This is a genomic window from Collimonas sp. NPDC087041 (assembly GCF_044745265.1).
Classification (GTDB): Bacteria; Pseudomonadota; Gammaproteobacteria; order Burkholderiales; family Burkholderiaceae_D; genus Collimonas.
On the sequence record NZ_JBIUZX010000005.1, the window covers coordinates 18,421 to 33,890 of the forward strand.

General features: G+C 50.7%; 18 protein-coding genes and 1 pseudogene. 9 read left to right on the top strand and 10 right to left on the bottom strand.

The genetic code is table 11. The annotated features are described in order from the left end of the window. Nucleotides 1–79: 79 nt before the first annotated feature. Entirely contained in the window at nt 80–1,111 is a 1,032-nt protein-coding gene (locus ACIPF8_RS10565) for a phospholipase A (RefSeq protein WP_400420619.1), read from the bottom strand. Between the two features lie 209 nt (nt 1,112–1,320). Here ACIPF8_RS10565 and ACIPF8_RS10570 point away from each other — a divergent pair, with 209 nt between their 5' ends. The 4 genes and pseudogenes from ACIPF8_RS10570 to ACIPF8_RS10585 all read left to right on the top strand — a co-directional run bounded on the left by ACIPF8_RS10570 (nt 1,321) and on the right by ACIPF8_RS10585 (nt 4,015). Beyond that, nucleotides 1,321–1,893, top strand: a complete 573-nt coding sequence (locus ACIPF8_RS10570) for a TetR/AcrR family transcriptional regulator (RefSeq protein WP_400420621.1) — start codon at nt 1,321–1,323, stop codon at nt 1,891–1,893. Nucleotides 1,894–2,345: 452 nt separating this feature from the next. Beyond that, the gene (locus tag ACIPF8_RS10575) at nt 2,346–2,912 is read left to right on the top strand and encodes a DUF3313 domain-containing protein (protein WP_400421294.1); all 567 of its coding nucleotides are present in this window, start codon (nt 2,346–2,348) and stop codon (nt 2,910–2,912) included. 120 nt (nt 2,913–3,032) lie between these two features. Beyond that, a pseudogene (locus ACIPF8_RS10580) lies at nt 3,033–3,221 on the top strand (DUF2145 domain-containing protein); the annotation flags it as partial. 389 nt (nt 3,222–3,610) lie between these two features. Continuing rightward, a complete protein-coding gene (locus tag ACIPF8_RS10585) occupies nt 3,611–4,015 on the top strand; it encodes a VOC family protein (RefSeq protein WP_400420624.1) in 405 nt (134 codons plus the stop codon). A gap of 530 nt (nt 4,016–4,545) precedes the next feature. Here the strand turns inward: ACIPF8_RS10585 and ACIPF8_RS10590 are convergent. The 6 genes from ACIPF8_RS10590 to ACIPF8_RS10615 form a co-directional block, all read right to left on the bottom strand. Beyond that, nucleotides 4,546–5,394, bottom strand: coding sequence for an aldo/keto reductase (locus tag ACIPF8_RS10590; RefSeq protein ID WP_400420627.1), 849 nt, complete (start codon nt 5,392–5,394; stop codon nt 4,546–4,548). Between the two features lie 42 nt (nt 5,395–5,436). Beyond that, entirely contained in the window at nt 5,437–5,865 is a 429-nt protein-coding gene (locus ACIPF8_RS10595) for a cupin domain-containing protein (protein ID WP_400420630.1), read from the bottom strand. Between the two features lie 82 nt (nt 5,866–5,947). Beyond that, the gene (locus ACIPF8_RS10600) at nt 5,948–6,775 is read right to left on the bottom strand and encodes an SDR family oxidoreductase (RefSeq protein ID WP_400420633.1); all 828 of its coding nucleotides are present in this window, start codon (nt 6,773–6,775) and stop codon (nt 5,948–5,950) included. Nucleotides 6,776–6,821: 46 nt separating this feature from the next. After that, on the bottom strand, nt 6,822–7,805 hold the full coding sequence (locus tag ACIPF8_RS10605) for an aldo/keto reductase (RefSeq protein ID WP_400420636.1): 984 nt from the start codon (nt 7,803–7,805) through the stop codon (nt 6,822–6,824). Nucleotides 7,806–7,838: 33 nt separating this feature from the next. Continuing rightward, the gene (locus ACIPF8_RS10610; RefSeq protein WP_400420639.1) at nt 7,839–8,420 is read right to left on the bottom strand and encodes an NAD(P)H-binding protein; all 582 of its coding nucleotides are present in this window, start codon (nt 8,418–8,420) and stop codon (nt 7,839–7,841) included. 9 nt (nt 8,421–8,429) lie between these two features. Beyond that, nucleotides 8,430–8,642, bottom strand: coding sequence for a hypothetical protein (locus tag ACIPF8_RS10615; protein ID WP_400420641.1), 213 nt, complete (start codon nt 8,640–8,642; stop codon nt 8,430–8,432). Between the two features lie 100 nt (nt 8,643–8,742). On the opposite strand from ACIPF8_RS10615, the gene ACIPF8_RS10620 reads away from it, so the two are divergent. The 3 genes from ACIPF8_RS10620 (at nt 8,743) to ACIPF8_RS10630 (ending at nt 11,876) form a co-directional block, all read left to right on the top strand. Further along, nucleotides 8,743–9,633, top strand: coding sequence for a LysR family transcriptional regulator (locus ACIPF8_RS10620; RefSeq protein ID WP_400420643.1), 891 nt, complete (start codon nt 8,743–8,745; stop codon nt 9,631–9,633). 1,112 nt (nt 9,634–10,745) lie between these two features. Further along, nucleotides 10,746–10,916: a hypothetical protein gene (locus ACIPF8_RS10625; RefSeq protein ID WP_400420645.1), complete on the top strand. Its 171-nt coding sequence runs from the start codon at nt 10,746–10,748 to the stop codon at nt 10,914–10,916. 6 nt (nt 10,917–10,922) lie between these two features. After that, complete coding sequence (locus ACIPF8_RS10630; RefSeq protein WP_400420647.1) at nt 10,923–11,876, top strand: hypothetical protein; 954 nt, start codon at nt 10,923–10,925, stop codon at nt 11,874–11,876. A gap of 269 nt (nt 11,877–12,145) precedes the next feature. Here ACIPF8_RS10630 and ACIPF8_RS10635 read toward each other — a convergent pair whose 3' ends face one another. The 3 genes from ACIPF8_RS10635 to ACIPF8_RS10645 form a co-directional block, all read right to left on the bottom strand. Further along, nucleotides 12,146–12,820, bottom strand: a complete 675-nt coding sequence (locus ACIPF8_RS10635; RefSeq protein WP_400420649.1) for an SOS response-associated peptidase — start codon at nt 12,818–12,820, stop codon at nt 12,146–12,148. 29 nt (nt 12,821–12,849) lie between these two features. After that, nucleotides 12,850–13,194, bottom strand: a complete 345-nt coding sequence (locus ACIPF8_RS10640; protein ID WP_400420652.1) for a hypothetical protein — start codon at nt 13,192–13,194, stop codon at nt 12,850–12,852. 89 nt (nt 13,195–13,283) lie between these two features. Next, nucleotides 13,284–13,592 carry a DUF2471 family protein gene (locus ACIPF8_RS10645; protein WP_400420654.1) on the bottom strand — a complete coding sequence of 103 codons (309 nt, stop codon included), beginning with the start codon at nt 13,590–13,592 and terminating at the stop codon, nt 13,284–13,286. A 265-nt stretch (nt 13,593–13,857) separates the two neighbouring features. Here ACIPF8_RS10645 and ACIPF8_RS10650 point away from each other — a divergent pair, with 265 nt between their 5' ends. Next, nucleotides 13,858–14,121 (top strand): hypothetical protein, encoded by a 264-nt coding sequence (locus ACIPF8_RS10650; RefSeq protein WP_400420657.1) that lies wholly within the window; start codon nt 13,858–13,860, stop codon nt 14,119–14,121. Between the two features lie 63 nt (nt 14,122–14,184). Next, a complete protein-coding gene (locus ACIPF8_RS10655; protein ID WP_400420660.1) occupies nt 14,185–15,030 on the top strand; it encodes a hypothetical protein in 846 nt (281 codons plus the stop codon). Nucleotides 15,031–15,470 lie beyond the last annotated feature (440 nt).

A 15,470-nucleotide genomic window follows, 5' to 3' on the forward strand; every position in this document is an offset into this window, starting at 1 on the left:
CACCTTCGCGAGACAGAGAATGTCGAAGAGAAGGAGTATCAGTTTACGCTTTTCCCACACAGCGACAGCAAGCGGCGCACTAGAAATCAATCAAAAAGCCGGCGCCGATGGATTTTTGCGAATAGTTGTAATCGATCAGGCTTTCGCCATACCCCGAAAACAAGTGCAGGTAGCCCTTCAAGTTGGTCGTGACCGGAAACGCCCAACTGGCCTCAAGCGCGCCGTGTCCGGTCTGGAAATTACGTCGCGCAAGCAATGAATATTCGTAACCGTCCTGACGATACGTGGCCCGCACATCACCGTGTCCCATGTAATCGACGATATCGATGTTGTCGTTATTGGCTTTCGCGTTATCCAGCCGCTTCCAGATTCTTGCCGACAGCGCCAGGTTGCCGTATTCGGTGCCTAGCTCAGTATAGAAACGGTTCCAGCTGCGCGATAGCGTCGAGGATTGGCCGTTCGACTGATGCACCAATCCAAAATTGAGATAGCGCAAATTGAAATCGCCGATACTGGCATGCAATGGCAGCACCGCAATCAGTTCAGGCTGGTAATTGGTTTCGCGAAACGGGCTGGAATCGGCGCGGTTGTAGGCTTGCCAAAAGCTTTGCTGGGTATAGGCCAGCCACAGGTCAACCGGACTATTGGCGATATCTTCCGCCATCTTCATCTTGAAACTGAGCTGGTATGTCAGCTCAGTGCGCTGCGGTTTGAGCCCATTCGCCTCGCCATTGGCGAACGGCGCATCATTGGTCGATGTGCTGTAATTCGCCAGCAGTACATAATTGTTCAAGTAGGATTTGAGCGCGAACACGCCGCGCTTGGAATCGGGATCGAGCTCCCAACGTTGCACCGTCTGCGAAATCGGCGACTCGCCGGCCTTCGTCGCTACAGCTACCGGCGGCGCCACGATTGGCGCGGCGCTGGCAGCGGCAGCAGGGACCGGCGCTTCCGCCGTTGCCTTGGCCAAGGCATCAAAGCAGCCCAGGCGCGCGCTGGCGTCTGCCAATGCCGAACAATGCGCCAACTGCTGTTCCAGTTCGGCTGCGTGCGACAGTGCCGGAGAAACGCAGGCCAAAGAAAACATGATTTTTTTGATGTTGTTTGTCATGGTGAATTCTAAAAAAAGCGAAACAGCGCGGCCCCAGCCAGTTTTGCGCAATTGCCGAGGGCTATATATAGAAAGGGCTGAACGCCGGGTCAGCCCCACTTGACATCGATATCTCGACCGATCAAAAACAGACCAGAAAGATTGTTTTCATCGACATTCTAAGCTATCGTGATAGGTTTGGCAGGCAGTTATTTGCTTTGGGGATATACATGGACAACAATACGCGATCGGAACGAACACGCGACATCGTCATCCAGGCGGCGCTTGCCATCATTGCGCGCGACGGCCCGCGCCGGCTTACGCTTGACGCCATTGCGCGCGAAGCCGGGATCAGCAAGGGCGGGCTGATGCACCAGTTCCGCTCCAAAGAAGCGGTGCTAAAGGCCTTGCTGGATTACCAGGCCGAATATTTCGACAAATTTTCCCAGGAGTACATGGCACATACCGGAGCCAAGTCGCCAGAGGCCAATCTGTCGACACAAATCGCGGTCGCCCGGGAAGCCGTCACTACGCAAAAATCGGTTGCCTTCGCCATCCTCGGCGCCATCAGCGAAGAGCCCGGGCTCTTATCCAAATTCAAAGAGATTGATGCCAAGAAGATCGAAGCCATCAAGGCCGAGGCCGTTGATCCTGAATTGGCGACCCTGCGATGGTACGCCGCCAGGGGATTGCTTCTGAGCTCCCTGCTCGGGCAATGTTCGCTCGAAGAGGATGAGCGCCAGCGCTTGTTTGAGCGCCTGCTCGACGGCACGCAATGGCAACAAGCCCCCCATAAATCCTGAAAATCCCTTCCCTAAGCCAGCGGAAATGTCCCGCTGAGCGGGCCTAGGCTCGCCTCACCCCCACCGCAATAAATTTGTATGACGCTCCAGTGTAGCTGGGGCGCAACAAATTTTATAAGACAATACAAAACCGACCAGGCGGTTTGCAAATATCAAATTCGATGCTATATTCGCTCCCTGAGTTGGCGCGAAACGAGCGGACGAGGAAGTTGATCTCGATGTCATTTAGCCGCTCTAGCTCACTTATCCAAGACCGCCAGGCATTGATCCGCAACGCAACCATGCCGCGCTCGTCCACCAACCCAAACTAGGCGATGACAGTCATCCCATGGAAAATCTGAAGAGGAAATGAAATGTACATATCCATCAAGGCAAGCCGACTGGCGCTGATCGCAGCGTTCTGCATGGCACTTGCGGCATGCGCGACCACGCAACCGACTGCGTAATCGGGAATCGCCTCGTCATCCAAGCTGACGCCGAATCAGAACGACGATAGCGGACATATTCCCTACAGCTATTCAACCCCTGTGGAATGGCGAAAATACAGCGCGATCATCATTGATCCGGTTGCTATCTACAGCGGGCCAGATAATCAGTTTGGCGATTTGTCAAAAGCGGACAAACAGGAACTCGCCCGCTACATGGATACGACGTTCAACAAGGTATTAAGCCAGCGATTTCAAGTAAGCAGCAATCCCGGACCGAATACGCTCAAGCTCAAATTGACCTTGACCGGCGCGGGCACCAACACCGCCGTGGCATCGACGGTGACCCGCTTTGACCTGGCTGGAATGCCTTACAACGTTGTGCAATCCGTGCGTGGGAAAGAAGGGATTTTCATGGGCTCGGTCAGCTACTCGGTCGAAATCTATGATGCGTCGAACAACCAACTCCTGAAGGCGTTCGTGACAAAGCAGTATCCCAATGCAATGAATATTGCGGCGACCTTCGGTTCGCTCAATGCTGCCAAAACCGGCATCGAAAAAGGTGCGGATGCGTTGGTTGCCTCTCTGAAATGAGCAGCCTCCACACGTACAAATTACTGAGGAATAATCAATGACCTTCCCCTCCACCCTTCGTCACATCTGCCTGCTAGCAACCGTTACAGTCACTTTGCACGCACATGCCGAAAGTTTCACCTCTTCGCTATGAAGCTGAAGATCCGCCTGCCCTCAACGATAGAAACCTTCGTGCAAGAGCGCCTGCCCGGCAGCGAGCGCATCGAGCTGTGTCACGACGGCCGGCAGATCGTCGTTCACCGCGGATGGACACCAATCGTCGATGGTTGTCGGCCGAACGAGGGAGATTGTGTTATTCCGTTTAACTGATGCATTCCCTCGGATGATCCATGCGGCAGCGTCGCTCTAGTTACCTCGGTTCTAGACAATCGGAAAACGATATCTCGAATGTGCTGCATAGCGCTGGACACTGGAGTCCCCACCGAGATGCGCGTTGGCAGCATGCAGTAACAAGCATTAAGCACGAATTTCAGCTTGTATCGCGCCAAATGCCCGTGCTATATTTCAAACCGCTGCACCGCAGCCGTAAGCGTTTACGTCAACCAACGCCCATAGGACCATTCCCATTCACCAATGGAGGGATGCGTTCCGGGGCTTGCGTTCGTACTTCGCTTGCAACGGTTTTGCCGCAATCACCTCGCGGCGCGCTCCTCTCCAACATCGTTCGGGCATGGCTCCTCATTTATCAGGGGTCAATCATGTTTTCCGTAAATCAGACGATGAAATTCAATCACATCAGCTTCCCATCCTCGGACGTCGACGCGACTGCCGCATTCTTCGAACAGCATCTCGGCTGCACCATTTCTTCATTCGGCGGCTCCAGGATTGTCAAGCGACACGACTTCGACATCGTCGTTGACGGCAGTGGCAAACGCGCCGTCGAATGGCCCGAGAATTTCCACATCGGGTTCGAAGTGCCAACAGCACAGGACGTTATTGATCTTTACGAGCAGTTCAGCGCGGCAGGAGCGCAGCTCACAACCGGCGTGTTGCAGCACGCTCGAGGTTCGCGGTTCTTCTGCGAGATCCCCGGCGGCGTGCAGGTTGAAATCAATACGAGGGAGGATGCTGCCGAACAGTATCGTGCTTCGTTTGGGCGCTAGGCGGTGATGATTCGGTACGTAGGTCAAAATATCTAAAGGAAAGGTGGCATCGAGGCCGCGTGCAGGGTTTTACTCTGCACGCACTCGCCATAAGCAGACGACTTCAAACAACGTGTGATCTATCGTTTCAATGCTCCACGTCGGCGTCATTGCTAATGTCGAACAGAAGCAAAAAAGCCCGCATTTACGCGGGCTTTCAGGCATTTTTACTTTCGAGTAGTAGCGAGTGCTAGACATCAGATAATTCCCACTCGATGATCAATAACACCTAAAAACGCTATAAAATCAAACAACTAGCGTTTGCACTGCTTGTCGATACCATACAAAATACCATGTTAAGAAAAGCTGTAAGCAGTACAGCTCGCGCAGCCCGACGAAAAGCGTTTTTCGAGTGGCAGCTTGGTGCCCACAACGGACATCGAAGTCCCCACGAAGCAGACATTCAAAAATGCTGTGCAGAACATCTGCGCCATGTGACTAATCATTAATTTTCGACAAATATTGGCGGAGGAGATTTCCAGCTTGCTGGCTTAATCAAGTCTTCGCTCGCTCATCCACTTCACTATTGCGGGGTCACGGTGCGAAAAGAAACTACTTTTAGCTGCGTCTATTTTTGCAATCCGTAACATTTCGTCTTCGGAAAGCACAAAATCGAAAATATCTAGATTTTCCTCCATTCGGACTTTTCGAACAGACTTGGCCAGTGACACCACACCGCGCTGAAACAACCAGCGCAGCACGACTTGTCCAACTGATTTGCCGTACGTTTCGCCAATCGATGTCAACTCTTTATTTTGGAAAAGATTATTACGCCCTTCGGCAAACGGTGCCCAGGCTTCCGCCTGCACGCCGTTATCGCGCATAAAACTCACGCTTTCCTCCTGTTGATGGAAAGGGTTGATCTCAATTTGATTGACCGCAGGCGCAATTTCATTAAACGCGATGATATCCATCAGACGATCCGGTTGAAAGTTGCTGACGCCGATGGCGCGCAACTTACCTGCCTTGAAGGCTTCTTCCATGGCGCGCCAAGAACCGTGCACATCGCCATACGGTTGATGGATTAAGTAGAGGTCTAGATAGTCAAGCTGCAATCGGCGTAGTGATTTGTCGATGGCCGTCAACGTATTCTGGTAGCCAGTATCCCGCACCCAAAGCTTGGATGTGACGAACAGTTGATCACGCGGTACACCGCAGTTTTTCAGCCCTTTACCTACTGCCTCTTCGTTCATATAGGAGGTTGCCGTATCAATAAGCCGATACCCGGCTCCAATGGCATCGACAACACAGCGCTCGCATTCAGCCTGGTCCGGGATCTGAAAAACGCCATAGCCTACGATCGGCATCCGGAGCCCATTGTTCAAGGTGACATATTGCATTTAAATTCCTTTCAAAGTAATTCGATGATCGAGATTTATCCATTAAGCAGCGGGATTTGATTCTGATGTGGGCGTGCCTGAAAAATATTGTGCGTCGGTGACTTTGTCCATCCAGTTCACATTTTTACCATCGAGTGCTTCTTGAACTGCGATATGTGTCATCGAAGTTGTTGGCGTGGCACCGTGCCAGTGCTTATGACCCGGAGGACACCAGATCACATCACCCGCTCGGATCTCTACGATCGGTTCACCTTCACATTGCGTCCATCCGCATCCGGCGGTGACGATCAGTGTTTGTCCGAGCGGATGTGTATGCCACGCCGATCGGGCCCCAGGTTCAAATGTGACACTGGCACACGAGACACGGGACGGCTCGGGTGCGATATTGAGCATGTCAATTCGTACGTTCCCTGTGAAATATTCTTCAGGACCTTTTATTGATGGCTGCGAGCCTACGCGTTTGAGTTGCATAAGATATTTCCTTTAGGTTCATTGGATCTATTCATTATTGAGTACGAAAAATTGGCTCAATAACGCCAATTTTTTTAGTCGATCATTTTGCGGCAAGTTCGCCGTACCAATACGACGCTGTTACCCCGCCGTCCATGAGGAAGTCGCTGCCGGTAATGAAACAGCCATCCTCGCCCATGAGCAGTGCGCCAACGGCACCGACCTCATCGGGCGTGCCGCCGCGTTTGGCAGGAGACAGGTCGATCATGCGGCGATAGCCTTCGCCGCGAGGGCCGTTCAGCTCATCCCTAGCAAGGGGCGTGAAGATAATCCCCGGACTGATGGTATTGATCCGCGCGCCGTGTTTTCCCCAACGAACTGCTTCGGCCATAACCCGCAGGGAATTTCCCCGCTTCGAAAGCTGGTAGGCATGCAGAGAGTCTTTAATTTGATCCGATTGCAGCATCGGAAGCGCGAGTAATTGCTCGGTGGGAGTAGTGGCGAGCGCCGTGTTCTGCTCTGTACTAAGACCAGGCAAGCGGTGCCCGGATTGCGATGCAATAACGACTCCCGCGCCACCCTCGGCGATTACGTTACCGAACTCTTCCAGAATCAGGGCGGTGCCGTACAGATCGATCTTTAGGATAGTAGCTGGTGTGGCCTGGGACGGTGAAACACCGGCTGCATGAATCAGGCCCGTTACGTTTCCAAGCGCTGTAGCCGTTTCAACAAGCGCATGAACCGATGCACGTGAGCCCACATCGACAACAGCCGTTGTTACTTCGAATCCAGCATCAGCAAGAACCTTTGCGGCGGCGTCCGCATTGTCCTGCTTCAGGTCTGCCAGCAACACATGCTTTCCGGCACTTACACGGCGTGCGATAGCCTGTCCGATTGAACCGGCGCCTATGACAACAATCACTTTGTTCATAATCTAATCCTTCGTAGTTAAATTGAAATGGTTTAATTCGGCTAATTTACTTACCGACCAGCTTTTGACGATCCGCCGAATATCGCGCACCTTGAATGGGGACACCGGAAACTGCCGATTCGATTTCGCTCAGGTCTTCGGTTGACAGTTCGATTTCAGCGGCACCGGCATTTTCTTCAAGGCGATGCAGCTTGGTGGTGCCTGGAATAGGAACGATCCATGGTTTCTGTGCAAGCAGCCAAGCAAGGGCCAGTTGCGCCGGGGTTACGCCCCTGCGCTTTGCGATACCTGCCAGCACATCGACGAGAGCGTGGTTAGCCTGACGTGCCTCTGGTGCAAAACGCGGGACAGAATTGCGGAAGTCGTTCGCCCCAAACGTCGTTTCAGCGTTGATTGCGCCCGTCAGAAAACCCTTACCAAGCGGACTGAACGGTACGAAGCCTATACCTAGCTCTTCCAGCAGTGGAAGAATCTCTCGCTCAGGTTCACGCCACCACAGTGAATATTCGCTTTGTAACGCTGTGATGGGTTGAATTGCATGAGCGCGCCGAATAGTGTCAACGCCAGCTTCGGACATACCAAAATGCTTCACCTTTCCTTCACGAATGAGTTCCTTGACTGTGCCAGCCACATCTTCGATCGGCACAGCAGGATCAACGCGATGCTGGTAGAACAGATCGATGCGGTCTGTGCGCAGGCGCTTTAAGGCGTCCTCAGCAACCTCACGAATGCGTTCCGGCCTGCTGTCGAGCCCTTTGCTAATATCGCCATCCCGAAAACCGAACTTGGTTGCAATCACAACCTGATCACGCATTGGCGCAAGTGCTTGACCAACTACGCTCTCGTTGATGAATGGACCGTACGCTTCCGCAGTATCAAAGAAGGTGATGCCGCGTTCGAACCCTGCACGGATCAGCTTGATCGCCTCTCCCGTGTCAGTCGCCGGCCCATAGCCGTAGCTCAAGCCCATACAGCCAAGCCCCAGAGCGGACACGTGTAATCCACTTTTACCTAATTCTCGCTTTTGCATATTAATTTCTCCGATGATGGTTTTAACTGCGAATTACTGACTTACGCCGATACTGCAGCCGACATACAGCTTTGAATCCAGCGACAGCTTGACGATCAAATCTGACAGACTATTTAACGATATGTCGTGTCCGAGGAATGGCTCGCCCTTTTGCGTGATTTGGTAATCGATTTTCGGGTTTTGCGTAAACCAGCCGGGACGCAGAACCGTGTAGTCTAGATTTGATAGCTCGATGACGGCAGCGGCGTCACGGTATGGATCCAGTATGCTGCGATATTTTTCTCCTGGTACTTCGCCATAGATACCCATTGAGCTGACGAAGATCAGCCGCTTCAAACCGGCTTTGTCCATCGCGGCCACGATGCTTTGTGCCTGATTGTTCAAATCCCCGGCAAGACTGGCAAACACCACGTCCTGATCGCGCATTGCGCTGATCAAAGCTGACATATCAAGAACATCACCCTCGACCACCGTCACGCGTTTTGGATCTGGGTTCTTTAGTCGGCTCGCACGACGCAGATAAAGAGTAAGTTTTGCATTCGAGTTTGCAAGAAAGCGTGCCGTTGTGTGGCGAGCGACTTGACCGTTTGCGCCGAGGATAAGAACACGGGTCATTTCTCTGTCCTATCGATCAGCAAGTGAGTTAAGGCCTTCCGAGAACGGTCCGTACACTTCTGCCATGTCGACAGAGGTCACACCGCACTCAAAAGCGCCGCGAATCAAGGCGATACCTTCAGACTTACCCGAAGCAGGCCCAAGTCCAAAACTGAGGTCCATACAACCAAGACCAAGTTCAGAAACAATAAGATCGTTGCGACCTAATTGACGAGTTTTCATGACGTTTTCCTGTTATTTGTTGATGTCACGAAGCTTAGGCCTGTTGACATTCAGTGACTAGACTGTTAAAACGACATGCAGTTATTAGGAGAACTAATTAATGGCTGAATTTGATGACCTCGCGGCGTTTGCTGCCGTCGTGCGTGCAAAGAGTTTTACCCGGGCGGCCGCTCAGATGGGAGTTACCCAGTCTGCTCTGAGTCAAACTGTCCGTGCCCTAGAGCGCAGGCTTGATCTAAAACTGCTTAACCGGACGACACGCAGCGTTTCACCTACGGACGCGGGAGAGCGACTATTTCTCACTGTCGAACCCCGATTGGCCGAGATCGAAGCTGAACTGGCCGTCCTGGGCAACATGCGAGGCAGACCAGTCGGCAATGTTCGGATCACAGCGACTGAACACGCGGTCCGATCTATTGTTTGGCCAAGACTATTGCCGTGGCTACCAAATTTTCCGGAAATTAAGATCGAGATCAGCAGCGACAACCGTTTTGTCGATATTGTGGCGGAGCGTTTTGACATTGGTATTCGTCTTGGTGGCGACGTTGCAAAGAACATGATTGCGTTGCGAATTGCACCGGACATGCGCATGGTTGTGGTAGGGAGTCCGGCTTATTTGAAACGAAATCCGCCGCCGCAATCACTCCAGGAACTGAGTGACCACGACTGTATCGGCTTGCGATTACCGACCTACGGTGGCTTACTGGCGTGGGAATTCAAAAATGGTGGAAAAATTACTAACGTCCATGTCGAGGGACGTCTTTTGTTCAACCGCAGCGACCTCATGGCAGATGCCGCTGTCGCTGGACACGGACTGGCATGGCTTCCTGAGGACATGGTTCAGGAACATCTTGCAGCAGGTCGGCTGGTTACAGTTCTGGACGACTGGGGAATAACTTTCCCCGGATATCACCTTTACTACGCAAGTCGTCGTTCATCGCTAGCGCTTTCGCTTGTTATTGATGCCTTGCGAATTCCTAAATCGAGATGATATCCGTCAGTGAGAATAGTGCAATCTGTCAGCTTTGTGCCGAAAACGGACATCGATGGCATCAGCACAAGCGCTGCAATGCACCCGGTTGTCGATACCATGTCGTTTGCCGATACGGTCACATGGTATCTGCTATATCTTCGATTCAGCATCTTCCCTATGCCACGAAAAATGCCATTGATAATACAGTCAACATCATCAATGGCACTCACTAAACCCAATAAAATCAATAGGTTAAATAATAGCCTCACTCCCACTCAATTATTAATTAAACACTTAGACCTAGTATTTAATTGGCTTTCACAATCGCCTACTCTTTAAATACCATGAAAAATACCATTAAAAATATTTAAGGTGACTGTCGGCACTAACCAATTGTGGACACCCCTCCTCTTGGGCGCCAATCTCGTATCACTTTTTTTCAATCTTCCGGAAAAACGCAGTAGCTTGCACAAAGAATTTACCTACATTTTTTTCCAATTACCTACAACCTTAGCTTGCTGCGATGGTAGCGAACTTATTTCAAATGGACCAGCGACAAACCATTTGTTCTGCTCTGCAATGCTACAGAGTTCGAATGCCAGTGCACGAGCATTGGCTTTATCGCGAAACTTATCTCGTGCTATGTCACAATGATGAGGATTGGGATTGTGTAGTAGTTTTCACGCTAAATTGCTTAAGATGTACTCAAGCCGTTTGCATTGCTAAAAAATCATTGCATAAAATAGTTTCTTCTTTGAAGCCCATGTTATATTCTGGCAACACATTCCTCTAATTTTTAGCCCGTTCCTGTGCCAACACCAAGCCCAGTACTATACTCAACGAACGTATTCCTTAAGTTCCATATTTGCGAACGTTTTCTTGGTGACGTGCATTACATATGGTGCAGTGAGACGTTTGACAGCTCCAAGCACGGGCACTACTCAGGTAGTGCTTTAACGGCACCAAGTTCTGATCCGTGCGCCATCTATAAGCAGTTGGTCGGTGATGTAACGAAGTCGGATCGGCACAGTGCAAAAATTGGTGAGCAAAAAGCCTCCTTGCAAGCGTTAGCGATTAAATGGCGGGATAATGGACAAATAACGTCAGACGAGGCTGAGGAAATAGTTTACATGGCAGCGCACGCCGAATTTCCTCTATGGCGACCTTTGGTTTATGTGATTCCGAGGGCGTTGGTGGAAGCCAAACTTAGATTGGTCGCGCCTGCGAGCCGTGCATCTATCGGTAAGGAATACATAATTGAAAATCTTGGCCGGAACGAATTTGACATCATTGAGATGTAAAAAATCATGCTTGCAACTCTCAAAAATTTCGATCCTGTAGCTCGCGATGGCATTTTGGCCAGCTATGTGCACGCGCTACTGCCAAATCCGGCGTTGGAAGCTTCGCCGAAGAGCGAATTTCCCGATGATTTATACAAGAAATTAAGAGAAGAAATTGGCCGCGAACTTCGAATTGGCCCCGGAGACTCACCAGAAATTCGACAAAAGATACTTCGATTTCTATCGGACCAGATTCGTCAAAACATCATTGCCTCAAAAAAAATAGGTGAAATTAGAGATCGTGTCGCACACAAAGGCGACCTTCCTATCGGCTTATACCAAATAAAATACTCAGATAATTTCATTAAGTTGAGCGAAAGTATGGGTGTAAAGCGCACCGATATTAATGCAGCCATTAAAAACCCAGATCATGTAGAACATTTGAATTTTATCGACGGGATTAATGATTTTGGAACCGTGGTAACGCTTATTTCTAAAACCTTCCGTGGTAGCGACCCATATGTGCTGTTATTGATGGCGCTTAGAGAAAAAACATCACTCAAAATCGATGGCGCGTGGCTGATTTTTCACTCAGATGTAGACTTATCCGGCGCTCAAACAGCGTCCGAGGTATTGGAGCGCTTTCTGAACACTTTTGGTACTGATGTAAAAGTGATGAATGCGAACGAACAACTTTCTGCCGAGGGCGGTGAGGGTAAGCTGATCCTTAATAAAACGTTTCCCATGCGTCCAGGGGCACCAGCGGGCATACAAACAACTAATCCTGAGAAAACGGAGTCTGATATCAAATTCTGTTGGAAGCAGAGCATAAGTACGCTGTCGATCGTATGTGCTTTTTCGGTAGATATTACAAAGTACTCTGCAACCTTACGGAAGCACGGAATTAATATCACTCGCACCAATGCAGTTCATGGCCGCGTTCATTCCGAGAGATACGTGATAAATCCAGCTAACTTGTAGCGCCTCCTATGGCCATTCGAGGATTTCGCGCTCACGAATCGCCCCCCCTGTTACTAAAATGGCCCCCAGCTCATATCCTCCCAGCCGCAGGTCAATAAAAGCCTGAGATTGCATCTCAGCGCTAGCACCACAATTAGGCCTTCAGGGGTGTTTCTCCGCATGCGCACCATTTTTGGAAATTTGAATCAAAACCGACTAATTTAGTGGGCAGGCGTGGTGGGGGTGACCACTACGCGCTCCAGCTTATAGCGTCGCTTCTGTTGTTGCAGTCAGAACAGAGAGCCGTTAGATTCGGGCATTTTCTGCTTCTTTGGCTTCGGCTCTGGATGCGCAATCATTATTTCAGCTGAACAGAGTTGTAGATATGATCTGGCACGCTCTGGATCTCGGCATTCTAGCCAGTCGTCGTACTCGGACGGTGGAACAATCACAAGTGACCGTTTTTCTTCGCCAGGTTTGTGGAATCGATTCATCAGCGGATGGTCGTCGGCGTTTACCGTAATCTGCGTGAACGAATGCGTCGTCGATCCGTCTGGCTCATGCCATGTACGCCACAGGCCGGCGACTGCAAACGATGCTTGGTTAGCCATTCCAATGCTCCAGCGAACGGCTGCGCCAGTCTCGTAGCACGGCTCGTAAAACGATTCCATCGGGATCAAACACAACTGACATTCCCGCCAAGGCTTGGCGTAACTGCGCTTCTCGCCGATTGTTTCGGCGCGTGCATTCATGGTGGAGAATTTTTTGACGCCAGGAGGAATATGCCGCTTCGGCACCATGGCGTAACTGGCCAGGATCACTTCGTTGCCGTCGACGCCGCGGCGAATTATCGGCGCATTGTAGTCGTTGTAAATTTCGTGCGGCCAGTCCAAGTCTTTGGGTACCATGGTCTTGGCAATCGACGGCAGCCGGTCGCGAGGTGTTGCATTGTAGTTTGTGCACATAATTCGGACCTCGGTAGTACAGATCCAATCTAGTCTACCAACACTGGTGCTTTTTGTTGCGCCGTCAATTCCAATATCTCTACCCGCCAACTCTGTGCAAACGTCCGATGCAATACCTCGTCTGCCTCAAGGCCAGTGATCAGCATGTGATCCCGATAAACCCATGTGATCGCAGCATCCTGAAGTGGTGACAGCGAATCAAATCCCCCATTCAGCAACCGCGCCACAAAAGTCGGTCGGTAGGCCAAGCCTACATTCTTTTTAGAACTTTCAAGGCGAAGTTCACCGCACACACAATTCATCTTGCGCATGGCCAGCACTTCGCGCTCAAGCCTACGCCCCTCGTCCCAAAGACATTCCACGCGGACAAACATTTTCGACCTCAAATATTTGATTTATAGGAATAAGGAAAAGTTGGCCCGACGACAGCGAACTGCGCAGGCCCGACAATACGTTGAGTGAATTAATGGACCCTGTGGAACGCGTCATAGATCATCGAAAACGCGCAGGCAATCGCACTTGATCCGCCAAAATCCACGGGATCATCATTCAGCGGGTAATTGAACACGCCAGAATGCTTAATCAGGTTGACATAGGCCGGCTGCAGATCATTGGATCGGTTCAACTCGTCCAGGACTTCCGTTTCTATCGAGTGCATAAGCCGCCAGGTGAGTGGCACTCCTGCAGAGCGATGGCGCACTACTATCGTGTTGATAATTGGTTGCGCACGTGCAATTACTGCGTCAAATTCGTTCATGTCGGTGAGGCGCATAATATTCTCCAAGTTGCAAAATACTGTATGTATGTACAGTATAAACGCATTTTTGGATTTTGCTAAATTCTGCGCAAAGTGCGTCATTTTGCGTCAAACCGCTCCCACATTCCCCTCGTATCTTGGGAATCCAAGATAGTGCAATTAATAGAGCGTGGGGATACTCCCCCCAGCAAGTGCCGCTGCGTCTACCGCCAACGGACAAGCACATGTCAATTGGGCAAATTCCCTAAGTTACAATGACAACAACAATAGGAGAATCAGAATGGATTTAAAAATCAGCAACCCTGAATGGGTTCATGTCGGGAGCGCGCCACTTAATGGCCCAGCTCAGCAAATAAAGGGAGACATCCTCGCACTTACTTTCAAATGCTCATGTGGTCACGAATGGCGAGCAAGAGCGACACACGGCGGAACATTGGGGAGAGGACAGTTTGTCAGAACATATTCGGGATTAACTGTAAATTGCCCTGGACAAGGATGTGATCTTCAGTGGAAGGTTTCGAAAGATGAATACGAAAATCTTTGAGAAATCTAGGTCCGCCACATGCTGCCAACTGACTAAACGTGCCCCCTATGAGCGAGTATATTGATGGGTGAACATAGTAAAAACCTGCGATCAAGGGCCAATATACTAGGGGCCAATAGGATCGGCTTCTGCGTTATTTGCGGCACGCATGGAAAACTTACAGCCGACCACGTTCCGCCAAAGGGCTGCGGTGTACTCCCTGACGTAATTCTGCGACCGCTGATGTCCGCGGATGGCACCCTTCGAGGCCCAAAGATTCAAGGCGGCGTGAAATTCAGAACTATCTGTGGAGGATGTAATAACACGTTGCTCGGCACCCTATACGATCCTGAGTTAAAAGTCTTTGTCACAGATATGCTCACGCAAATCATGCAGACCGCCAACCAAGTATATGCGAGGTTCGTTCACATAAAAATTCGTACCCCTTTGGTCATTCGAGCGCTAATCGGTCACATGCTAGCCGCTCACGCGGTGCAAGAAACATTAGAAAAGCGAGAATCTTTGGGGGCTAACGATTCACTCCGCGATTACCTCCTCAATCCGACTGCAACTTTCCCCAAGGATTGGAGACTGTATTGCTGGCCTTATTTGTCGCGACAACAGGTCATCCTAAAGCATGCAGTACTTTCCGACCTATCAAATTTTAATTTGCGCACGAACCCACTGTATGGGCATGTGATAAAGTTTTTACCATTGGGATTTTGGTTCGTCCACGATCAACCAAGCGATTACCATATTTCAGCCTTTGAAATTACGCCGCCATATGACGCCGAGACAGACTTCATGGAAACGATCATATTTAATCTAAACGAACGCCCCCATTTTCTATTTCCAGAAACTCCACAGGGAAATCAAATGCTAGCGTTTGCCGATCATCAATCGTCCGTGGCGTCCCCCACTACCAAATAGTACTCAGGCGAGGCCCGTGGATTTGCCGTCTTATAGTCCTGCTCGTTTCTTAGCTGCGATTTGCTTTTCATAGTCGTCACGGCACTCGATATTGCAGAACAGCCATCCTACCAATTCGAGGCGGAATACGCATTACAGGCGACTTGATGCCCCCTGATCTGGTCGCAGGGGTTCACTCCAAAAATGCGTCATTTTGCGTCAAACCGTTGCAGGAGGTTTCCCCGCACGCCCCGCGTCGCCTGGGGGCTTAGGGGTTTTGCGAACTGCGTTAAAAGCGATGCATTTAACGGCGCGGGCAGGCGTGGGGGGGACTGCGATTGAAAGGTCGTAGCCAACAGCATTTTTTCATAGCAAGACAACAATGCCGGGGCGTAAAAAAAGCCGCGTAAAGCGGCTTGAGGCGATGCAGGCGCTGCCGTAACAACATGGCAGCGGGTCAG